The sequence below is a fragment of the Pantoea sp. T14 genome (assembly GCF_036663535.1).
GTDB lineage: Bacteria > Pseudomonadota > Gammaproteobacteria > Enterobacterales > Enterobacteriaceae > Pantoea > Pantoea phytostimulans.
The window spans coordinates 109715-131835 of the sequence record NZ_JAWUEB010000026.1 but is presented as its reverse complement, the minus strand read 5'-3'; the positions used below and the strand labels follow the sequence as shown (position 1 = coordinate 131835).

Here is a 22121-nt window from a genome sequence, read left to right as displayed (position 1 = left end):
AATCCGTGCCGCCGCACATAAAGTTCCCTTCACTCGCGCCGATAAACAGAAGTGAATCGCAACCAATGAGGTGTTTATGTTTAGTCGAGTACGAATTGTCTCCGGCCTGCTGTGCGTGCTGGCATTATTTGCCTTGCTGCAGCTGTTTTCCGGGGGAATGTTTTTCAAAACGGTAAGTTCTGACAAAGAGAACTTCGCTTATAACCAACGTCTGAGCACCTTACAGCAGGCGATGGGCACCTCATGGGTATCACTGGTTCAGGCACGTAACACCCTGAACCGTGCCGGGATCCGCTATCTGCAAGATGCACAAATGTCCGGTTCCGGTGCCAGCGTTAAAGAGTTAGTGGCGCTGGCCAGCAGCGAATTAAAACGCGCAGAACAGGGCTTCGATACCTTCAACGCCAACCTGTCAGAAAAAGGCAAAACCGCAGAAAACGTGTTGACGCTGCAAGCTAACTACAAGGCGTATCACGATGCGCTGGCTGAGCTGATCGTGTTTTTGAACAGCGGCAACTTCAAAGGATTTATTGACCAGCCTACGCAAAGTTACCAGGACAAATTCCAGACAGATTACGACGCGTGGATGCGTTACAACCTGGTGCTCGCCAAGCGCGGTGTGGAAGCCAATAACGACGCTTATCAACGTTCTATCTCTATCGTGATTGGCACATTGTTCGTCACGCTGTTGGTGATTGTGCTGGTGTGGAATGTGATGCGCAGCGTACTCATTCGCCCGCTGAAACAGAGCATGGAACATATTCAGCATATTGCGCGTGGTGATCTGACTCAGTCCATCGACGTTACCGTGCGTAACGAAATCGGTGAATTACTGAGCTCATTGCAAAATATGCAGCAAGAGCTGGTGCGCACTGTACGGACGGTGCGTGATGGTTCCGATGCGATCTATACCGGTGCCAGCGAAATCGCCGTAGGTAATAACGATCTCTCTTCACGTACCGAGCAACAAGCGGCCTCGCTGGAGCAGACCGCTGCCAGCATGGAGCAGCTGACCGCGACGGTGAAGCAGAACGCGGAAAATGCGCGTCAGGCTTCGCAACTGGCCCTTAATGCCTCCGAAACCGCGCAGCAGGGCGGCAAAGTAGTGGATGGCGTGGTCACTACGATGAAGGAAATCGCCGGTAGCTCGAAGAAAATCGCGGACATTACCAGCGTGATTGATGGTATCGCCTTCCAGACCAACATCCTCGCCCTGAACGCCGCTGTGGAAGCCGCACGTGCCGGTGAACTGGGTCGTGGCTTTGCGGTGGTTGCCGGTGAAGTACGCAGCCTGGCGCAGCGTAGTGCGCAGGCTGCAAAAGAGATCAAAGGGTTGATTGAAGATTCCGTGAGCCGCGTTAATACCGGTTCGGTGCTGGTGGAAAGCGCTGGCGACACCATGAGCGAGATCGTCAGCGCGGTGACGCGCGTTACCGACATCATGGGCGAGATCGCCTCTGCATCTGACGAACAAAGCCGCGGTATCGACCAGGTTGGCCTTGCCGTGACTGAAATGGACCGCGTCACGCAGCAGAACGCCTCGCTGGTTGAAGAGTCCGCAGCGGCGGCCGCAGCCCTGGAAGATCAGGCCAGCAACTTAAAACAAGCCGTATCAGTGTTCAATATTGGTAAAGAATTTGTCGCCCAGGCCGTTAACAAGACAACGGCGCCAAAAACTCTCCGATTGGATGCGCCGCTGGCGGTTGCCCGTCAGTCTGGTTCTCGTAGTGACGATAACTGGGAAACCTTTTAATCGCCTGGATGGCCCAGCCCTGAAACAGGGTTGGGCATAGCAGCAGATCGTTAATGTGTTTAGTTCAGTGCCAGGTGCAGAAATGAAGAAATCGACGTTATTGGATCAAAGTGAGGCGACGACGCTGCTGTCGCAAATGGTTCAGCGTTTACCGCTCTCAGATACGCATTTTCGTCGTATCAGCCAGTTGATTTATCAACGAGCAGGTATTGTGCTGGCCGATCACAAGCGCGAAATGGTTTACAACCGTTTGGTTCGCCGCCTGCGCACGCTGAACATAGATGATTTTGGTCGTTATCTGGCGTTGCTGGAACACGATCCTAACAGCGCTGAATGGCAGGCATTTATTAATGCATTAACCACCAACCTGACGGCGTTTTTCCGCGAGGCGCACCATTTTCCTATCCTCGCTGAACATGCACGTAAGCGGCAGGGCAGTTTCAATGTCTGGAGTACCGCTGCGTCTACCGGCGAAGAACCTTACTCAATCGCCATGACGCTGGCTGAAACGCTGGGTAGCGGGCCGGGTAAATTTCAGGTCCATGCCAGCGATATCGATACGCAGGTTTTAGAGAAAGCCGTGGCAGGTGTTTATCGCCATGAAGAGTTACGCACGTTGTCACCGGCGCAGTTGCAGCGCTTTTTCCTGCGCGGCACTGGTCCGCATGAAGGCATGGTACGGGTACGGTCTGAACTGGCCAGTACGATCACCTACGCCCAGCTTAATTTGCTGGCGAATGACTGGAAGGTGCCGGGGCCGTTCGATGCCATTTTCTGCCGCAACGTGATGATCTATTTCGATAAAGAGACGCAAGAAAAAATTCTGCGTCGGTTTGTCCCGCTGTTGAAGCCAGGCGGCATTCTGTTTGCTGGTCACTCAGAGAACTTTAGTCAAATCAGTAAAGAGTTTTGGCTGCGTGGGCAAACCGTCTATGGACTGACTAAGGAAAGATGATGAGCAAAATCACCGTGATGTGCGTGGATGACTCTGCGCTGATGCGTCAGTTGATGACGGAAATCATCAACAGTCATCCCGATATGGAGATGGTTGCTACCGCGCCCGATCCTTTAGTTGCCCGCGATTTGATTAAGCAGTTCAACCCGCAGGTACTGACGCTGGACGTAGAAATGCCGCGCATGGATGGGCTCGACTTTCTGGAAAAGTTGATGCGCTTACGTCCAATGCCGGTGGTGATGGTTTCTTCGCTGACCGGTAAAGGCTCGGAAATCACGTTGCGAGCTTTGGAGTTGGGCGCGGTGGATTTTGTCACCAAACCGCAGTTGGGTATTCGTGAAGGCATGCTGGCTTACAGCCAGATGATAGGCGACAAAATACGTGCGGCGGCGCGAGCGCAATTGCATGTGCGTACCTCAACGCCGGTGCCGGTCAAGCTGAAAGCGGGGCCGCTGCTGAGCAGCGAAAAGCTGATTGCGATTGGATCGTCAACCGGCGGTACCGAAGCGATTCGTCACGTGCTGCAACCGCTGCCGGCCACCAGCCCAGCGCTGCTGATTACTCAGCATATGCCGCCCGGGTTTACCCGCTCTTTTGCTGAACGCCTGAATAAGCTGTGTCAGATCACGGTGAAAGAAGCCGAAGATGGTGAGCGAATTCTTCCCGGTCACGCCTATATTGCGCCCGGCGCGATGCACATGGAGTTGGGCCGTAGCGGCGCTAACTATGTGGTGAAACTCAATGAAGGGCCACCGGTTAATCGGCACAAACCGTCAGTAGATGTGCTGTTTAGATCGGTGGCGAGTAACGCTGGACGCAACGCGGTGGGCGTGATTCTCACCGGGATGGGCAACGACGGCGCGGCGGGGATGCTGGAAATGCATCGTGCTGGCGCCTGGACCATCGCCCAAAGCGAAGCCAGCTGTGTGGTATTTGGCATGCCGCGTGAGGCAATTGCCGCAGGCGGCGTGAGCGAAGTCGTGGATTTAAGCAACATCAGTCAGCATATGCTGGCGAAAATTAGCGCCGGACAGGCATTGCGTATTTAACAGGCCCGTCCTGCCGGGCGAGATAACACAGGAGTAGATATGGCTGATAAAAACATGCGCTTTTTAGTGGTAGACGACTTCAACACGATGCGTCGTATTGTGCGTAACCTGCTAAAAGAGCTGGGCTTTAATAATGTAGAAGAAGCAGAAGATGGCGTTGATGCGCTGGCTAAACTGCGTGCAGGTGGCTTTGACTTTGTCATCTCCGACTGGAACATGCCGAATATGGATGGTCTGCAACTGTTGCAAACTATTCGTGCAGATGCAGCGATGAGCAGCCTGCCAGTTTTGATGGTCACCGCGGAAGCGAAGAAAGAGAACATCATTGCTGCCGCACAGGCCGGTGCCAGCGGCTATGTCGTTAAGCCGTTCACTGCGGCGACGCTTGAAGAGAAATTGGGCAAGATTTTCGAAAAACTGGGCCTGTAAGGAGATGTGATGAGCGACCTTCCGAAATCAACTGAGGATGCCTCGGCACACGACATTATTAGCCGCATTGGCTCGCTCACGCGTATGTTGCGTGAAAGTCTGCGCGAGCTGGGGCTTGATCAAGCCATTGCCGAAGCCGCCGAAGCAATTCCTGATGCCCGCGATCGTCTGGACTATGTGGTTCAAATGACGGCGCAGGCCGCTGACCGTGCGCTAAACTGCGTGGAAGCGGCACAACCGCATCAGGACAAAATGGAAGCCGGCGCAACCCAGCTGAAAGGACGTTGGGATGCATGGTTTGAAAACCCAATCGAACTGGCCGATGCACGTGAGTTGGTGACGGATACGCGCGAATACCTCGGTGCCGTGCCAGGTCACACGTCCTTTACCAACAAGCAGCTGCTCGAAATCATGATGGCGCAGGATTTCCAGGACCTTACCGGTCAGGTGATCAAGCGCATGATGGATGTGATTCAGGAAATTGAGCGCCAGTTATTAATGGTGCTGCTGGAAAACATGCCTGAAGTCAGCGCCGAGAAGCGTCAGGAAGGCACCAGCCTGCTGAACGGTCCGCAGATTCACTCCGATGCACCGGGCGTGGTCGCGAACCAGGATCAGGTTGATGATTTACTGGATAGCTTAGGCTTTTGATTTTGCTAAGGGTGTTTTACCTCCCAGTGTGGCGTTAAGTCGTTCAGGCTTAACGTCACACCGGCAGTTAGAAAGGTCCGCTTAACGGCGGACTTTCATCACATCTCTTTTCCATCCGCAAAAGAACAGCGCTTTTGCGCGTCTTATCCCCGCTTTAACCAAACTCAAATTTGGCATCCTATGCTCAGAATTCCACTCCACCGAGGTTTTTCGTGGCTGATAGCGACGAGGACAAAACAGAATCGCCCTCGCCCCACCGACTTGAGAAAGCGCGTGAGGAAGGTGATATTCCGCGTTCGCGCGAGCTGACGTCACTGTTAATGCTGCTGGCTGGCATCATGATCCTGTGGATGGGCGGCAACATGATGGCGCATCGATTAGCGGGCATGGTGGCTGCGGGTCTCCATTTTGACCATGGCATGGTGACGGATGACAAAATCATCATTGCCCATATCAGTAGCCTGATCGGCCAGGCAATTCTGGCGCTGCTGCCTTTAATGGGTGGTTTGGTGTTAGTGGCGATTGCTTCTCCGATGCTGCTTGGCGGTATCGTCTTCAGCGGCAAGTCGATCAAAGTTGATTTCACCAAGCTCAATCCGTTGCCAGGTTTTAAGCGCATGTTTGCCGCGCAGGCCTGGACTGAACTGTTTAAAGGGATTTTGAAAACCATCCTGGTGGGGTCGGTAGGCGTTTGGTACATCTTGTCACACTGGCCGGAAATGCTGCGTTTAATCAGCGAGTCGCCAACCAGCGCGCTGATTCACGGCATGGATATGATTGCGGTGTGCTGTGCATTAGTGATCCTTGGGCTGGTGCCGATGGTGGGTTATGACGTTTTTTGGCAGCTCTACAGCTATTACAAAAAACTGCGTATGTCTCGCCAGGAAATTCGCGATGAACACAAACAACAAGAGGGCGATCCGCACGTTAAAGGGCGTATTCGTCAGCAAATGCGCGCCGCTGCGCGCCGTCGCATGATGGCTGATGTGCCAAAAGCCGACGTCATCGTGACTAACCCAACGCACTATTCTGTGGCGCTGCAATATAACGAGAAAAAAATGAGTGCGCCGAAAGTCGTCGCAAAAGGCGCAGGGGAAATTGCTTTGAGAATTCGTGAACTGGGGGCTGAACATCGCATCCCGGTTTTGGAGGCACCGCCGCTGGCGCGTGCGTTGTATCGTCATACTGAAATTGGTCAACATATTCCCGGCGCGCTGTATGCGGCGGTGGCGGAAGTGCTGGCGTGGGTTTGGCAGTTGCGTCGCTGGAAACGCGAAGGCGGCCTCATCCCAACCAAACCAAAAGATCTGCCGGTTCCGGTAGATATGGACTTTGCAGGAGAGAACAGAAACGATGGCTAATCTGGCCGCAAAATTGCGTTTACCGGGAAACTTTAAAGATATGCAATGGCAGGTATTAGCCGGTCCGGTGCTGATCCTGATGATTCTGTCGATGATGGTGTTGCCTCTGCCACCGTTCATCCTCGACCTGTTGTTTACCTTTAATATCGCGCTCTCCATCATGGTGCTGCTGGTGGCGATGTTTACCCAGCGCACGCTGGAGTTCGCGGCGTTCCCTACCATTCTGCTGTTCTCCACCTTACTGCGACTGGCGCTGAACGTCGCCTCAACCCGTATCATCCTGATGGAAGGGCATACCGGCGGGGCGGCAGCGGGCCGGGTAGTGGAAGCGTTTGGCCACTTCCTGGTGGGCGGTAACTTCGCCATCGGTATCGTGGTCTTCATCATTTTGGTGATCATTAACTTTATGGTTATCACCAAAGGTGCGGGCCGTATCGCCGAAGTGGGCGCGCGCTTCGTGCTTGACGGGATGCCCGGCAAGCAGATGGCGATTGATGCCGACCTCAACGCGGGTTTGATTGGTGAAGAGGAAGCCAAACGCCGTCGTATGGAAGTGACGCAAGAAGCGGACTTCTATGGTTCGATGGACGGTGCCAGTAAGTTTGTGCGTGGTGATGCTATCGCGGGCATCATGATCATGGTGATTAACGTGATCGGCGGCCTGTTGGTGGGTGTGGTGCAGCATGGTATGGATGTCGGTCATGCGGGTGAAACGTACACGCTGTTGACTATCGGTGACGGCCTGGTTGCACAGATTCCCGCACTGGTCATTTCAACGGCAGCGGGTGTTATCGTAACGCGTGTTGCGACCGATCAGGATGTTGGCGAGCAGATGGTTGGCCAACTGTTCAAGGATCCCCGGGTATTAATGCTGAGTGGCGGCGTCATCGGTCTGCTTGGTCTGGTGCCGGGTATGCCAAATCTGGTGTTCCTGATGTTTACCGCTGCGCTGTTGGGTCTGGCGTGGTGGCTGCGCGGACGTGAAATGCAGCCGAAGAAAAGTGCCGAGGCGACCAACAGCATCAATAAAACCCAGAATACCCCGGCAACCGCAGCGACTGCGGAAGCGTCCTGGACTGACGTACAACTGGAGGACACGCTGGGCATGGAAGTGGGTTATCGCCTGATTCCGATGGTCGATCACCTGCAAAATGGCGAGCTGTTAGGCCGTATCCGCAGTATTCGTAAAAAAGTGGCGCAGGATGTTGGCTTCTTGCCGCCGGTGGTGCATATCCGTGACAACATGGAACTGCCGCCTGCGCGCTACCGTATTCTGATGAAAGGTGTGGAAATTGGCAGCGGTGATGCTTATCCAGGACGTTGGATGGCGATTAACCCAGGCACGGCGGCAGGTACTTTGCCGGGCGAAGCCACGGTGGATCCCGCCTTTGGTCTGGCAGCAATCTGGATTGACAGTGCGCTGAAAGAGCAGGCGCAGATTCAGGGCTTTACCGTAGTTGAAGCCAGTACCGTGGTCGCTACGCATCTGAATCATCTGATTGGTCAATACGCCAGCGAGCTGTTTGGTCGTCAGGAAGCGCAGCAGTTGTTGGATCGCGTAACGCAAGAGATGCCGAAACTCACTGAAGATTTAGTGCCAGGCGTGATCTCCCTGACCACGATGCACAAAGTACTGCAAAACTTGCTGATAGAACGTGTATCGATTCGCGATATGCGCACCATTATTGAAACGCTGGCGGAACATGCGCCGATTCAGAACGATCCACAAGAACTCACCAGTGTCGTACGCGTAGCCTTGGGCCGCGCGATTACGCAGCAGTGGTTCCCGGGTAATGATGAAGTGCAGGTTATTGGTTTGGACGCCACGTTGGAGCGCTTGTTATTACAGGCGTTACAAGGCGGTGGTGGACTTGAACCGGGCCTTGCCGATCGCCTGTTAAGCCAGGCGCAAGATGCATTACAACGCCAGGAGATGCTGGGCGCGCCGCCAGTATTGTTGGTGAATCATCCGCTACGTGCGTTGCTGGCACGCTTCCTGCGCCGCAATCTGCCGCAACTGGTGGTGCTGTCAAACATGGAGCTGAGCGACAATCGCCAAATTCGCATGACGGCGACCATTGGAGGCAAATAATGAAACGCTGGCTGTGGCTGCTGTGCATGTTACCGCTTTGTTCCCAGGCTGCGGGCGGCGCATGGCACGCGAGCGCTAATGGCCCGCTGTTGGCGAATCGAGGCGGCTGGCAACGTTCGCAGCCTTTACTGCCGCCGAAAAATACAGACGGTTATATCGACGTTGTGAACTGGCGTTATCAACTCAGCAAACCTGCGCCAGCGGGACTGGAAGTGAAGCTGTGCGCAGCGCAGCGCTGCACTTCGCTTGACGGAGGCAGCGGCAGCACTCGCGGCCTGGCGCATCTGTCGGCAGACGAAACCTTGCATATGGTATTTGGTTTTGCCGGTACGGGACGTTTGCCGCCGGGCTTGCGCGTGGTGAGCAGTGAAGTGATGGTGAACTACCGCTAAGACGCGGTGAAATGCATAAAAAACCCCGCCGAAGCGGGGTTTTTTTGTGTTTACATACGTTCGACGGTTTCGATACCCAAGGTATCGAGACCTTGCTGCAAGGTTTTAGCAGTAAGCGCCGCTAGCTGCAAACGGCTCAGGCGGGTACGTTCTTCTTCCGCGCTGAGAATGGGGCAATGCTCATAGAAGCCAGAGAAGAGACCCGCGAGGTCATACAGGTAAGCACACATCACATGCGGCGTACCATCACGCGCGACTTGGGTGATCACTTCTTCGAACTGCAACAAACGGGTCGCCAGCAGCGCTTCGCGATCTTCAGTGATAAACAGATCGGCATCCAGCGTTTCTGCATCGATACCCGCTTTGCGGAAGACCGACAGCACGCGAGTGTAGGCATACAGCAAGTACGGGGCAGTATTGCCTTCAAAGGCCAGCATGTTATCCCAGTCGAAGATGTAATCCGTGGTACGGCTTTTCGACAGGTCAGCGTATTTCACGGCGCCAATACCGACGATTTCCGCCAGCTGTTTCACCTCTTCTTCACGCATCTCAGGATTTTTCTCACGCACCAGCGTGTAAGCACGCTGATAAGCTTCATCCAGCAGATCGGCGAGTTTAATGGTGCCGCCGCTACGCGTTTTGAAAGGACGTCCATCTTTACCTAACATCATGCCAAACGCATGGTGCTCAAGCGGCACATTCTCCGGGACATAACCCGCTTTACGCACGATAGTCCATGCTTGCAGCAGATGCTGATGCTGACGAGAATCGATGTAATACAGCACACGATCGGCATGCAGTGTTTCATAACGGTATTTGGCACAGGCAATATCGGTAGTGGTGTAAAGGTATCCGCCATCCTTTTTCTGGATGATAACGCCCATGGGATCGCCTTCTTTGTTCTGGAACTCATCCAGAAACACCACGGTTGCGCCTTCGCTTTCGACGGCTAAGCCTTTCTCTTTCAGATCGCTGACGATGCCTGGCAGCATATCGTTGTAGAGGCTTTCACCCATGACATCTTTACGGCTCAGCGTCACGTTCAGACGGTCATAAATTTTCTGGTTCTGACTCATGGTGATGTCGACCAGCTTCTTCCACATCTCACGGCAATAGGCATCGCCACCTTGCAGTTTTACCACGTAACCACGTGCACGCTCGGCAAACGCAGGATCTTCGTCATAGGTACGTTTCGCTTCACGATAAAACTCTTCCAGATCTGCCAGCGCCATTTCTGCATGATCTTCGTTCTGCTGCTTCTCAAGAAAGGCGATCAGCATGCCGAACTGCGTTCCCCAGTCGCCAACGTGATTAGCACGAATCACGTTATGTCCCAGAAACTCCAGCGTGCGTACGGCGGCATCACCGATGATGGTGGAGCGCACGTGACCAACGTGCATCTCTTTCGCGACATTGGGCGCAGAGTAATCGATCACGATAGTTTGAGGTTCTGCCAGCGTCACGCCTAAACGAGGCAAACGCAGCGCTTGCTTAGCGTTTTCAGCCAGCCATTGACGGTCAAGGAAAATATTGATGAAGCCCGGTCCGGCAATCTCAACTTTGCTGGCGATGCCTGTCAGATCAAGATTCTGCAACACGGTCTCAGCTAATTGTCGCGGCGCTTGTCCCAGTTTTTTCGCCACGGCCATAATGCCGTTTGCCTGATAATCACCAAACTGAACCTTGGCTGACTGACGAACCTGAGGTTCGCAATCGGCGGGCGCGCCGGCTAAAACCATTGCCTGACTGACTTTTGCGGAAAGAAGTGCCTGAATATTCACCGAGTTACCTTCATATGCTGAAAAACGCTCGTCTGAACGATGACGAGCCGTCATCATCATCTTGCCTGGCGTTAATGACCCAGACAAAACGGAAAAAAATGAGGGGGAAAGTATACGTGAATTGTCTGTGGGCGTCAGCAGTTGGATAAAGCAGGGAAACAGAGCCTAAAATGTTTCCCGCTTGATTTAACGACGGCGCAGATGGCGGCGAGGATTTTTAACACTTTTGTCTTCACGCACCTTCCAATGGCGGGAAATAGCAAATCCCATCAGTGCGATTAGGACTGCGACAACAATTAGCATGGTCATTGAGCTATTCCTTTGAGTTGTGTTAGGTCAAATTTATAAGAAAGACCGCATGGCTGCAATTGTTCTCTGCCCAAATAAGACTTATCTCATTGTATTAAAGAAGCTGATACAAAACATGTAGTTAAGGTGTTTTCATCCAGAAACTGCTGGACCTAAAGAGAGGATAAATCCGAATTAAAAGGTCTGTTTATATCCTTTTGCGGCAATTTACGCGTCAAATCGGATGAATCCTACGCTTTTGGTGTCCCTAACTCAGCGCTGACAGCATGTTATATTGATTAGAAATATTGCATTATTTAAGGAGATTTTACGCAGTGAAGACCACTTTTCCCCCACAATTAGACGATTTAAAGGCAGATTTAGTGCGATTCGAGAAATCGTTAGAGAGTTTTTCTGAACGCTTAGGTCTCTCATTAGGCGATCTCGAATCTGATCACATTGCTGTTCGTTGTCACCAAAACGCAACGGCAGAGCGCTGGAAGCAGGGTTTTTTACAAATTGGCTGTCAGTTTTCTGAAGCGATGATCAACGGCCGGCCGATTTGCCTGTTTAAGTTACATCAGCCCATTCAGGTCGCTGGCTGGCAACTGGATGTGATTGAACTGCCTTGGCCAGGTGAAAAACGCTATCGTCATGAAGGGTGGGAACATGTTGAAATCGTCCTGCGCGGCGAACCTGAAACGCTGGGCATGCGAGCGATGGCGCTGTTATCAGATGACGCGCTAACGCAGCCGGGCATCTCATTTAAAACCAGTTCGCCGAAAGGAGAAAATGAACGTTTGCCCAACCCGACCTTAGCGGTAACAGATGGGCAAACCACAATAAAGTTTCATCCGTGGCGACTGGAAGAGATTGTCGCCAGCGAGGCAGATTAAACGCGGGCGTTGACGGCTTTGCCCAGCCGCACTACCGCTTCTTCCAGCAGCGCACGGGTGCAGCCAAAATTCAGCCGTACAAACTTATCATCGCCAAAGTCACGACCTGGTGAAAAGCCAAGTCCATATTTTTCAAAATAGAGCGCCGGGCTGGCGACGTTGAGCGCGCTGGCATCGATCCAACCCAAATAGGTGGCTTCGGGTGATGTCATCGTCAGGCCCGGCAGCGCATTGACCTGCTCGACCAGCCAGTCGCGATTACGCCGTAAATAGACGAGTTGTGCTTCTAACCACGCATCGCCGTCCCGCCACGCGGCTTCGGCAGCAACCAGCGACAGAATATCCACGGAAGGGACAATGCCCTGACGCACGCGATTGAAGCGGGCACGTAATTCAGCATTAGGAATGATCGCCAGTGAAGCGCCCAATCCGGCGATGTTGAAGGTTTTTGAGGGGGAAATAAGCGTAATGCTGCGCTGCGCGGCATCTTCACTGAGCGAGGCGAAAGGAATGTGCTGCACGCCCGGTTCCAGCAATAAATCGCAGTGAATTTCATCGGTGCAAACAATCAAATCATGTTGCTGAGCAAAAGCAAGCTGCGCTTCCAGTTCATCACGACGATAGACAGTTCCGCCAGGATTCTGTGGGTTACACAGCATCAGTAATTTCTCTTTGCCACTCATCTGTTGGTTGGCGGCATCAATGTCCATGACCCAACGATGCTCGTTAAGCACTAACGGCAGATTCAGCTGGCCGCGTTCAGCGAGTTTGGCAGCACCGCGAAAGGGCGGATAAATGGGCGTTGGCGCAACGGTGATTTCATCGGCTGCGGTAAACGCGCGAACCGAAATATTTAACCCGCTGACGACGCCCGGTAATGGAACGATCCATGCCGGATCGACGTGCCACTGATAGCGCGAGGCGAAGCGCTGAACGGCAATATCAATCAAACCGTTTGGCTTATCGCCATAGCCAAAAATTCCATGTTCAACGCGGGCTTTGATCGCGTCGATAATGCACTCGGGCGAACGGAAATCAGTATCAGCTACCCACAATGGCAGAATGTCCTGGTCCGCATATTTGTGCCATTTAAGGCTATCGCTGTGACGACGGTCTATCCGTTGGTCAAAATTGAATGCCATAGTTACCTTTCCGCGTAAAATCATTCCAGCAGTCAGACTAACCGATGAACTTGGTTCGAACCAGACGTCATGTAAAGGAGAAGAGAATGACCAAACTGGAAATTTGTTGTTACGGCGTGGATTGCGCAATGACCGCGCAGCAGGCTGGAGCCGATCGCGTTGAGCTGTGCGCAGCGCCGCGTGAAGGGGGATTAACACCCTCGGCTGGGACGCTGGAAGCAGCCCGACGCGAACTTTCGATTCCGGTTCATCCGATTGTCAGGCCGCGCGGTGGCGATTTTTGCTATACCGCCCGCGAATTTGAAGTAATGAAATCGGATGTGGCGTTGATCCGTGAATTGGGCTTTCCGGGGCTGGTGGTGGGAATGCTGGATGAAGATGCCCACATCAACCATGCGCAAATGCGGCAAATCATGGCGCTGTGCGACGGCGTTTCAGTGACATTCCATCGTGCATTTGACCTGTGCCATAGTCCTAAACGTGCATTGAAGGAGTTGACCGATCTCGGCGTCGCGCGCATTCTGACGTCAGGCCAGCAGCAAAGCGCGGAAAACGGAATTGCATTGTTGAAGGAACTAAATGATCTCAGTGAAGGTCCTATTATTATGGCAGGTGCAGGCGTTCGCCTGAGTAACCTACAGAAGTTTCTCGATATGGGCATTCGTGAAGTTCACAGCTCGGCCAGCCACCTTGTGGTATCGCCGATGCGTTACCGAAAAGCCGGTGTTTCAATGTGTTCTGAAGCCGAAACCGATGAGTTCAGTCGCTATTGCGTAGATAGTGATGTGGTGGAAGCGATGAGAAGTGTGATGCAGATGAACAGCGTTCGGGTCGCCTGAATCACCCCAGATTTTGCCGCGCAGCACGCCGATCATTGACGTGATGTTTGCAAGTACCAAACCCCAGCACGCTTGCTGGGGTATTTTTTGCCTGCTATTTACGCTTTTTCCCGCCGATAAACGCCGTTGCGATTACACTTAACGTACTGTTGTCTGGGACTTACATCATGAAAAGCTTCCTGATCTCTGCCGTATCCTTGTTAGCGGCTGCGTTGAGCAGTCCACTTTTTGCGGCCAGCAATTGCGGACCACAAAGCGGCGTCATTGCCAGCAGCAATAACTGGATTATGTTAGGCGGCAGTGCGAAAGGTGCAGTGCGGCAGGTCATCGCCGGAGAATTTGGCAAAGATGTAAACTCGCAAAAACGCGTGCTCGGTCAGTTTGATCCCTGCGGCGATTTGATGGTTGCCGATGTCAGCTATGACAAGAATGAGCGCAACGTGATTCTCAGCATGGAGCAACATATTGCTCGGGTACAAGGCGGTTGGGTTGCAGAGTATGCCTATTTGGTCAAAGTGCTGAAGGAAGGCAAAGAAGTGGTGGTCGACAATCGTCAGGGCACCATCAACTGGCAAATGGGCAAAAACGGTAACATTGTCAGCTCCTCAGACAAATTTATCAGCATGGGACAAAACGGTTTCACTGACACCACGTATCGCTACGACGCACAGTATCGGCTGGAAAAAAGCGTGGCGCGCGGCACCGATGAAATGACCAACGGTGAAAACCATTATCGCTGGAATCCGCAAGGGTTAGTGGTAAGCGCCAGTTCATCGCGCAGCAAAGATACCTATACCTACGATCAGCAATTCCGTGAGTTGCGCCTTAATGGCACTGCCAGCACACCGGTCAGTACAATCCGTTCGGTAGATGAGTGTCAATTGTGGGACGAAGTGGGAAACTGCACACTGAGTTACCTGCACGAAACCGAAATTTTCGATAAAGGCACGATTGAGCGACACCTTAGCTCAGCATACAAATATCAGTATTGGGATAATCCGGCAGCGTCAGAAGAATAGGGCGATCCACCGATCGCCCCGAACAGATTAGTTAACTGTTTTACTAAACGCGTCCAACGCCACAATCGCATTAGCGATATCTTCTGGCGAGAGATTCGGGTTGAGGTTTTTCAGCGTGTCGCCGTCACTGTTGGCTAGCGCACCGATTTTAACTAAATTCTCCCAACTCTCGTTTTCCAGATGCAACGCTTTCAACGTGGTAGGCATATTGATGGAGCGATAGAAGCGAATATAGCGGGCAATCTCTTCATCCGGGCGCTGTTCTAATACCATTTGCGTTAACGTGCCGTAAGCGACTTTCTCGCCGTGCGTGAAGTGATGAATCTCGCCGTCGATGGCCGTAAAGCCGTTGTGGATCGCATGGGCACCCGCCAGTCCACCATTTTCAAATCCTAAACCGGAAAGCAGCGTGTTAGCTTCCACTACCGCTTCCACCGCAGGAGTGACACGCTTTTCACTAACGGCGGTATAGGCACTGAAACCCCATTTCAGCAGCGTTTCTTCACAGGCACGCGCAATCGCCAAACCGGCAATGGTGGGATCGCCGTTGACCATTGATTTCGCATGTGAGCGGGCCACGGCTTGTGCTTCGACCCAGGTTGCCAAACCATCGGCAATACCTGAAGCAAATAGTCGCGCAGGCGCATTGGCGCACACGGCGGTATCGACCAACACCAAATCAGGGTTTTTGTTGTAAAAGCGATAGCTTTCAAACACGCCGCTGTCGGAATAGATCACTGAAAGGGCGCTACAAGGCGCATCGGTTGAGGCGATCGTCGGCACAATCACCACCGGCTGCTTCAGTTCGTCAGCAATGGCTTTCACCGTATCCAGCGTTTTACCGCCGCCAAGGCCAACGATCACATTACAGCCTTGCGCTTTGGCTAATTCGCTCAGGCGGTTAATTTCGTTGCTAGAGGCTTCGCCATTGAACTGTTGCCAGACGAAGTCGATATTGGCGGTTTTCAGCGCCTGTTGTGCACGCTCACCAATCAATTTCCAGACGATATCATCCGCGACCAGAAAAGCATGATTGCCCAATTCAGCGATGTAAGGACCCAGTTCGTCCAACACACCAGCGCCTTGCACATATTTACGGGGTGAAGAGAAGATAAATTTACTCATGATCACAACTCCTTGATATGAAAATAGAAGGCCGATAACAGCCTGGCACAAAATGCGTTCGCTGCTTTAGTACTAGCTGGGGTAATGAAAATACGTCTCATTTATTACGTTAAGGTTACACCAGCCACAGATCTTGCTATGTTGTGCTGAATCAATCAGGACGCTATACATGACCACGACTTTAATCTCTTTTCTGTTCGCCATTACGATTTTGACGCTAACACCAGGATTCGACACCGCGTTGGTACTGCGATCTGCTGCGGCGCAGGGATGGAAGCGTGCCAGCGTGACGGCATTGGGCGTGACGTTAGGCTGTTTGCTTTGGGGTGTGGCAGTGGGATTAGGATTGGGCGCGCTGCTGCTGGCCTCTGAAATAGCCTACAATTTGCTAAAATGGCTGGGCGCAGCGTATCTGCTCTATCTGGGATTGAAGCTGCTGTTTAACCCTCGTAGCCAACCTGAAGACGTTAAAAGCAGCGATTCCGCACAGCAGCGTTATCTCACCTGCTTTAGCCGTGGATTGCTCGGTAACCTGCTCAACCCCAAAGTGGGGGTTTTCTACGTGACCTTTTTGCCGCAATTTATTCCTGCTGGCGCGTCGGTGGCGTTATGGTGCACGTTGATGGCGCTGGCGCATATGCTGTTGGGCTTGGTGTGGAACGCGGTGCTGATAGGGGGCAGTCACTATTTTTCCCGCCATTTGCGTCAGCCCCGCATCTTAAAAATAATGGATCGTTTGACGGGTTGCGTGTTTATTGGATTTGCGGCGAAGCTGGCCTTTTCTCGTCGGTAACAGCCTCGCCGGTAAAGATTACGGCTTGGTGGCGACTAACACGGCACGCAGCGGAGCGGGATAACCTTCCACCGTTTTGCCTGGATCGTTGGGATCCAGGAACTCGGCCAGCGATTCGCTGATCATCCAGTCGGTGCGGCGCTGTTCATCGGTGGACGTCACCGCATAATCCACGATACGCACATCAACGAAGCCGCTTTTTTCTAGCCAGCTTTTCAACGCTTCGGCAGACGGAATAAAGAATACATTACGCATCTGCGCATAACGTTCGCCTGGCACCAGCACCTGATTCACATCGCCCTCGATCACCAGCGTTTCCAACACCAGTTCACCACCGCTCACCAGCTGATTTTTCAGCTGAAGCAGGTGATCCAGCGGCGAACGGCGATGATAGAGCACGCCCATGGAAAATACGGTATCAAAGGCTTGTAAAACGGGCAGTTGTTCAATGCCGATGGGCAGCAGATGTGCACGCCGATCGTCATTCAGCAGTTTTCGCACCGCCTCGAACTGGCACAAAAACAACTGCATGGGATCGATGCCCACCACAAAATGTGCGCCTGCACCGATCATGCGCCACATGTGATAACCGCTGCCGCAGCCCACATCCAGAACCGTACGACCGGCTAACGAGGAGATGTGCGGTAACACCCGTTCCCATTTCCAGTCAGAACGCCATTCCGTATTAATTTCAGTGCCGTACAACGAATAGGGGCCTTTGCGCCACGGCATCAGGTTGCGCAGCAATTTCTCAATGCCTTGACGATGACGATCGCTGATGTCGTCGCGATCCGCGCTCACGCTGTGTAATAAATCCAGACGTTGCGGCTCAAGCAGCGGTAAATATTCCAGCGACTTATACCAGTCGCGGAAGTGCCCATGCAGGTTTTCACGTTGCCAGGTGCTGATTTGCCCAGGCAAGACTTCAAGCCATTGGGCGAGCGGGCCGACGGCAATTTGCTGATAAAAACGGCCAAAATCGATCATTTCAACGCCACCAACGAACCAAAATTAAAACACTGGAACCACAGCTCAGCATGCGAAAAGCCCGCCGCTTTCAGACGTGCTTTATGTGCTTCCACACTGTCAGTCAGCATCACGTTTTCTAACATGCTGCGTTTTTGGCTGATCTCCAGCTCGCTGTAGCCGTTAGCGCGTTTGAAATCGTGATGCATGTTGAACAGCAGTTCACCCACTTCCGCATCTTCAAAGCTGAACTTCTCAGAGACCACTAACGCACCGCCCGGATTCAGACCTTGCCAGATCTTCTTCAGCAGCGCTAAGCGCGCTGGCGGTTCAAGGAATTGCAGCGTGAAGTTAAGCACCACCATTGAGGCGTTGGTGATCTCGATATCGCGGATATCGGCTTCCAGCACCGTGACCGGTGTGTCAGCGCGAAACGCATCAAGATGGCGACGGCAGCGCTCGACCATTGCCGGCGAGTTGTCCACGGCAATAATGGTACAGCCCGGCACGTGAATATTGCGGCGCACCGATAAGGTCGCCGCGCCTAACGAACAGCCAAGGTCATAAACCTGGCTATCGGGCTGAACGAAGCGTTCTGCCAGCATGCCAATCATCGAAATGATGTTGGAGTAGCCGGGCACCGAGCGCTGAATCATGTCGGGAAAGACTTCAGCCACGCGCTCGTCAAAGGTCCAGTCGCCCAGTTTATCGATGGGCGCGGAAAATAGCGTATCGCGGTCAGACATAACGAAAAATCCGAAGAGAGGGCGGAAAGGGCGCTATTCTGGCAGAAACTGCCGCAGGCTGCACCCGTTAAGCCTGCACCGTTTAATGTAGCGTCACCACCAATTCCCACGGCAGGTAAATCAGGTTGAAAATGGCCATGCCGCACAGGGCAAAAAGCGTGAGCATCATGCCATATTTACGTCCTTTCATGACGCTGTGACGTAAACCGTGAGCGTGAAGTAAGCGACCCATGAAAAACAGCAGTGCAGTCAGATGAATCATCCAGATGTCCGCGCCGTTCATTTCCATGACGATCAGCAGCAGCAACGCAAGCGGAATGGTTTCGATGGCATTTCCATGAATGCGAATCGCCATTTTCAAATCGTAAACGCCGCCATCACCATAAGCCACGCGATATTGCCGGCGGTGGCGCACCACATCCAGCGTAAACTTCATCACTAACAAGGCACCTAACACCACATACAACGCGCTAACCATTAAAACTCCAGAAATCGTGCTAAGGCAGCCATTCTAGCCAGCCAGGCGTTCACTGTCCCGCTGAATACTTAAAACAGTGAATCCTGTTGCGGCCAGTCGGGCCCGCTACCGATGCTGGGATCTAACTGCTGTAACTGCGGCCAAAGCGCTTGTATCAGCGGAAAAACCTCCCCCATATCGGGGGTGTGTAGAAAGAGCAGGGGATCGCTGTTTTGCTGCCATTCCGCCAGTTTATTCAGCCAAATTTGAAACAGCGGTACGCTCTCTTCCACACTGTCGCTGCCGATAAACCGCACCATCGGCTGTGATCCCGTGCGCAGTGCATGGGGCGGAACGCGCGGTTTTTGCTGGCGCGCATGCAGTGCAGCGGGATGTTGCGAGGTTGAAGCATGCACCGGTCGGCTGTCGAGGATGACGCGATTAACACCGCGTTCCAGCAGCCCGCTATTTAATCTGCGTTCCGCTTCCCCTTTTGCAAAGAATTCGGGATGTCGAACCTCAACGCCATAAGAGAAACGGCGCGGCAAGCTGTCCAGAAACTGCCACAGTTGATCGAGTTGTTGCGGTGAAAAGCGGGCGGGCAACTGCAACCAATATTGCCCGATGCGATCGGCAAGAGGATCGAGCAGACGCAAAAATTCCTCGAGCAAATCATCGCTGTGCTGTAACGCGGCCTGATGACTAATGGTGGCAGGGAATTTGAAGCAGAAGCGGAATTCATCATGTGTCATGTCGCGCCAGCGCAATACCGTTTCAGCATTCGGTAACGCGTAAAGCGTGGTGTTACCCTCAACACAGTGAAAGAGGCGCGCATAATCCGCCAGGTTCTCAATTCCCCAACGTTTCCAGTGCGAATGCTGCCATTGCGGCAGGCCGATACGAAGCGTCACGCCATTTCTCCTGGCTCAAAGTCGATGACAAATTATCCTTTATAGTAGCCAGTAGGTGCAAACAGGCGAAATGCAGTAATGAAATGCCCGCTTTGGCGCGGCTCTACTTATCCTGTTTGCCTTTTTCCATTATAATGACCGCCTTTTTTGCGACAGCATCTCAAATGGTTACGCGGCCTGATGCTGTCAGCTGCAGCGGTGAAGTTTAAAGGATGGTGTTATGCGTTCAGAATATTGCGGACAGCTCAATCTGTCTCATGTAGGTCAGCAAGTCACTCTTTGCGGCTGGGTCAACCGCCGTCGCGATCTGGGAAGCCTGATATTTATCGATATGCGCGACCGTGAAGGCATCGTGCAGGTGTTCTTCGATCCCGATCGTCAGGATGCTTTCAAGCTGGCGTCTGAACTGCGCAACGAATTCTGTATCCAGATCACCGGAACCGTGCGTGCGCGTGACGACAAAAACAAAAATGCCGAGATGGCAACCGGCGAAGTGGAGGTGTTTGCTGAAGCGCTGACTATCATCAATCGCTCCGAGCCGCTGCCACTCGACTCCAATCAGAACAACAGCGAAGAAGCGCGCCTGAAATACCGCTACTTGGATCTGCGTCGTCCAGAAATGGTTCAGCGTTTGAAAACCCGCGCGAAAATTACCAGCTTCGTGCGTCGCTTTATGGATGATGAAGGCTTTCTCGATATTGAAACCCCAATGCTGACCAAAGCCACGCCAGAAGGTGCGCGTGACTATCTGGTGCCAAGCCGCGTGCATAAAGGCAAGTTTTATGCGCTGCCGCAATCACCTCAGCTGTTCAAACAGCTGCTGATGATGTCGGGTTTTGATCGCTATTATCAAATCGTTAAGTGCTTCCGTGATGAAGACTTACGTGCCGATCGCCAGCCAGAATTTACCCAGATTGATGTGGAAACCTCTTTCCTGAGCGCGCCACAAGTGCGTGAAATTATGGAACGTTTAATCCGTAATCTTTGGCAAGATGTGAAAGGTGTGGATCTGGGTGCGTTCCCGCAGATGACCTTTGCGGAAGCGATGCGCCGTTACGGCTCAGACAAGCCAGACCTGCGTAACCCAATGGAACTGATTGACGTGGGCGACCTGCTGCAAAACGTCGAATTCCAGGTGTTCTCTGGTCCGGCTAACGATCCAAAAGGTCGCGTTGCCGCGCTGCGTGTGCCAACCGGTGCCCAGCTGAGCCGCAAGCAGATTGATGAATACGGCAAGTTTGTGGAAATTTATGGCGCCAAAGGCTTGGCGTGGATGAAGGTCAACGATCGTGCGAGTGGCCTTGAGGGCGTTCAAAGCCCGGTGGCGAAATTCCTGAATGCGGAAATCGTTGAAGAGATTCTGAATCGTACCCGCGCACAAGATGGCGACATCATTTTCTTTGGTGCTGATCGCGCCAAAGTCGTAGCTGATGCGCTGGGCGCGCTGCGTCTGAAAGTGGGGCGTGAGCTGAACGTCACTGATGAGAAAGCCTGGGCACCGCTGTGGGTGATCGACTTCCCGATGTTTGAAGAAGATGAAGAGGGCGGCCTGGCAGCGATGCACCACCCATTCACTGCGCCGAAAGAGATGAGCGCAGAGCAGCTGGCAGCAGATCCTACGCTGGCAGTAGCCAATGCCTATGACATGGTGATCAATGGTTATGAAGTGGGCGGCGGTTCGGTGCGTATCCATCACGGCAAAATGCAGCAAACCGTGTTCAGTATTTTGGGTATCGAAGAGCATGAGCAGCGTGAGAAGTTTGGCTTCCTGCTGGATGCGCTGAAATTTGGTACGCCGCCGCACGCAGGTCTGGCGTTTGGTCTGGATCGTCTGACCATGCTGCTGACCGGCACCGACAATATTCGCGACGTCATTGCGTTCCCAAAAACCACTGCCGCGGCGTGTCTGATGACTGAAGCCCCTAGCGAAGCCAACCCCGCTTCGTTGCTGGAATTAGGTATTCAGGTCGTTAAGAAAGAAAAGCCAGAGTCGAAATAATGGTGTACAAACACCCGGTTTCAGTGCTGGTGGTTATTTATGCGCAAGATACTGGCCGGGTGTTAATGCTGCAACGGCGTGACGATCCCGATTTTTGGCAATCAGTCACGGGTAGCCTTGAGGCGGGAGAGATCCCCCTTCAGGCTGCACAGCGAGAAGTGGAAGAAGAGCTAGGGATTGATGTGTTGGCTGAGCAATTAACGGTAGAAGATTGTCAGCGTCAGATTGATTTTGAGATCTTCCCGCATTATCGCCATCGTTATGCGCCGGGAACAACGCACAATCGCGAACACTGGTTTCGGCTGCAACTGCCAAATGAACGCGATATTGCGCTGACTGAGCATCTTGCTTTTCGCTGGATTGCACCCGCAGACGCAGCAGTACTGACCAAGTCCTGGAGTAATCGCCAGGCAATTGAAGAATTTACCTGAATGTCTGCCGCCGCGCGTTTTTTCGGTGGCAAATTCGTTAAGGTTT

22 protein-coding genes are annotated in these 22121 nt (G+C 52.9%); 14 read left to right on the top strand and 8 right to left on the bottom strand.

Going from position 1 to position 22121, the window contains the following annotated elements:
- The first annotated feature begins 76 nt into the window (after nt 1-76).
- The 8 genes from SC127_RS15760 to flhE all read left to right on the top strand — a co-directional run bounded on the left by SC127_RS15760 (nt 77) and on the right by flhE (nt 8682).
- Nucleotides 77-1753 (top strand): methyl-accepting chemotaxis protein, encoded by a 1677-nt coding sequence (locus SC127_RS15760; RefSeq protein WP_332627101.1) that lies wholly within the window; start codon nt 77-79, stop codon nt 1751-1753.
- A gap of 82 nt (nt 1754-1835) precedes the next feature.
- Nucleotides 1836-2708 (top strand): protein-glutamate O-methyltransferase CheR, encoded by an 873-nt coding sequence (cheR, locus tag SC127_RS15755; protein WP_215846583.1) that lies wholly within the window; start codon nt 1836-1838, stop codon nt 2706-2708.
- Nucleotides 2708-3757: a protein-glutamate methylesterase/protein-glutamine glutaminase gene (locus SC127_RS15750; protein ID WP_215848260.1), complete on the top strand. Its 1050-nt coding sequence runs from the start codon at nt 2708-2710 to the stop codon at nt 3755-3757. Before cheR ends, SC127_RS15750 begins: the two co-directional genes overlap by 1 nt.
- A 39-nt stretch (nt 3758-3796) precedes the next feature.
- Complete coding sequence (gene cheY / locus SC127_RS15745) at nt 3797-4186, top strand: chemotaxis response regulator CheY (RefSeq protein ID WP_215846584.1); 390 nt, start codon at nt 3797-3799, stop codon at nt 4184-4186.
- Nucleotides 4187-4195: 9 nt separating this feature from the next.
- Nucleotides 4196-4837: a protein phosphatase CheZ gene (gene cheZ, locus SC127_RS15740; protein ID WP_215846585.1), complete on the top strand. Its 642-nt coding sequence runs from the start codon at nt 4196-4198 to the stop codon at nt 4835-4837.
- A gap of 212 nt (nt 4838-5049) precedes the next feature.
- Nucleotides 5050-6198, top strand: a complete 1149-nt coding sequence (flhB, locus tag SC127_RS15735) for a flagellar biosynthesis protein FlhB (protein WP_243077707.1) — start codon at nt 5050-5052, stop codon at nt 6196-6198.
- On the top strand, nt 6191-8290 hold the full coding sequence (gene flhA, locus SC127_RS15730) for a flagellar biosynthesis protein FlhA (RefSeq protein WP_215846586.1): 2100 nt from the start codon (nt 6191-6193) through the stop codon (nt 8288-8290). Before flhB ends, flhA begins: the two co-directional genes overlap by 8 nt.
- Nucleotides 8290-8682 (top strand): flagellar protein FlhE, encoded by a 393-nt coding sequence (gene flhE / locus SC127_RS15725; RefSeq protein WP_215846587.1) that lies wholly within the window; start codon nt 8290-8292, stop codon nt 8680-8682. The genes flhA and flhE overlap by 1 nt, the downstream gene beginning before the upstream one ends.
- Nucleotides 8683-8732: 50 nt before the next feature.
- Here the strand turns inward: flhE and argS are convergent, their stop codons facing one another.
- On the bottom strand, nt 8733-10463 hold the full coding sequence (argS, locus tag SC127_RS15720; RefSeq protein ID WP_243078491.1) for an arginine--tRNA ligase: 1731 nt from the start codon (nt 10461-10463) through the stop codon (nt 8733-8735).
- A 186-nt stretch (nt 10464-10649) separates the two neighbouring features.
- Nucleotides 10650-10772 (bottom strand): hypothetical protein, encoded by a 123-nt coding sequence (locus SC127_RS15715; RefSeq protein ID WP_256449270.1) that lies wholly within the window; start codon nt 10770-10772, stop codon nt 10650-10652.
- Between the two features lie 314 nt (nt 10773-11086).
- Between SC127_RS15715 and SC127_RS15710 the strand changes: the two genes are divergently transcribed.
- Nucleotides 11087-11647, top strand: a complete 561-nt coding sequence (locus SC127_RS15710) for a VOC family protein (protein ID WP_332627100.1) — start codon at nt 11087-11089, stop codon at nt 11645-11647.
- Here SC127_RS15710 and SC127_RS15705 read toward each other — a convergent pair.
- Nucleotides 11644-12789 (bottom strand): MalY/PatB family protein, encoded by a 1146-nt coding sequence (locus SC127_RS15705; protein WP_215846589.1) that lies wholly within the window; start codon nt 12787-12789, stop codon nt 11644-11646. The two genes, SC127_RS15710 and SC127_RS15705, sit on opposite strands and share 4 nt — an antisense overlap.
- Before the next feature lie 86 nt (nt 12790-12875).
- On the opposite strand from SC127_RS15705, the gene cutC reads away from it, so the two are divergent.
- Together cutC and SC127_RS15695 are read left to right on the top strand one after the other, a co-directional pair.
- Entirely contained in the window at nt 12876-13628 is a 753-nt protein-coding gene (gene cutC / locus SC127_RS15700; RefSeq protein WP_215846590.1) for a copper homeostasis protein CutC, read from the top strand.
- Nucleotides 13629-13795: 167 nt separating this feature from the next.
- Entirely contained in the window at nt 13796-14647 is an 852-nt protein-coding gene (locus SC127_RS15695; protein WP_215846591.1) for a hypothetical protein, read from the top strand.
- A gap of 27 nt (nt 14648-14674) precedes the next feature.
- Here SC127_RS15695 and SC127_RS15690 read toward each other — a convergent pair whose 3' ends face one another.
- Nucleotides 14675-15772 carry a glycerol dehydrogenase gene (locus SC127_RS15690; protein WP_332627099.1) on the bottom strand — a complete coding sequence of 366 codons (1098 nt, stop codon included), beginning with the start codon at nt 15770-15772 and terminating at the stop codon, nt 14675-14677.
- Nucleotides 15773-15941: 169 nt separating this feature from the next.
- On the opposite strand from SC127_RS15690, the gene SC127_RS15685 reads away from it, so the two are divergent.
- A complete protein-coding gene (locus SC127_RS15685) occupies nt 15942-16565 on the top strand; it encodes a LysE family translocator (protein ID WP_243077762.1) in 624 nt (207 codons plus the stop codon).
- 18 nt (nt 16566-16583) lie between these two features.
- On the opposite strand, the gene cmoB is transcribed toward SC127_RS15685, so the two are convergent.
- The 4 genes from cmoB to SC127_RS15665 form a co-directional block, all read right to left on the bottom strand.
- A complete protein-coding gene (gene cmoB, locus SC127_RS15680) occupies nt 16584-17552 on the bottom strand; it encodes a tRNA 5-methoxyuridine(34)/uridine 5-oxyacetic acid(34) synthase CmoB (protein WP_332627098.1) in 969 nt (322 codons plus the stop codon).
- Nucleotides 17549-18277 (bottom strand): carboxy-S-adenosyl-L-methionine synthase CmoA, encoded by a 729-nt coding sequence (cmoA, locus tag SC127_RS15675; RefSeq protein WP_215846595.1) that lies wholly within the window; start codon nt 18275-18277, stop codon nt 17549-17551. Before cmoA ends, cmoB begins: the two co-directional genes overlap by 4 nt.
- An 82-nt stretch (nt 18278-18359) precedes the next feature.
- The gene (locus tag SC127_RS15670; protein WP_332627097.1) at nt 18360-18755 is read right to left on the bottom strand and encodes an MAPEG family protein; all 396 of its coding nucleotides are present in this window, start codon (nt 18753-18755) and stop codon (nt 18360-18362) included.
- 68 nt (nt 18756-18823) lie between these two features.
- Nucleotides 18824-19645, bottom strand: a complete 822-nt coding sequence (locus SC127_RS15665; RefSeq protein ID WP_215846597.1) for a DUF72 domain-containing protein — start codon at nt 19643-19645, stop codon at nt 18824-18826.
- Between the two features lie 220 nt (nt 19646-19865).
- Between SC127_RS15665 and aspS the strand changes: the two genes are divergently transcribed.
- Both aspS and nudB read left to right on the top strand, forming a co-directional pair.
- A complete protein-coding gene (gene aspS / locus SC127_RS15660; protein ID WP_215846598.1) occupies nt 19866-21644 on the top strand; it encodes an aspartate--tRNA ligase in 1779 nt (592 codons plus the stop codon).
- A complete protein-coding gene (gene nudB, locus SC127_RS15655; protein ID WP_215846599.1) occupies nt 21644-22075 on the top strand; it encodes a dihydroneopterin triphosphate diphosphatase in 432 nt (143 codons plus the stop codon). The genes aspS and nudB overlap by 1 nt, the downstream gene beginning before the upstream one ends.
- Nucleotides 22076-22121: the final 46 nt, after the last annotated feature.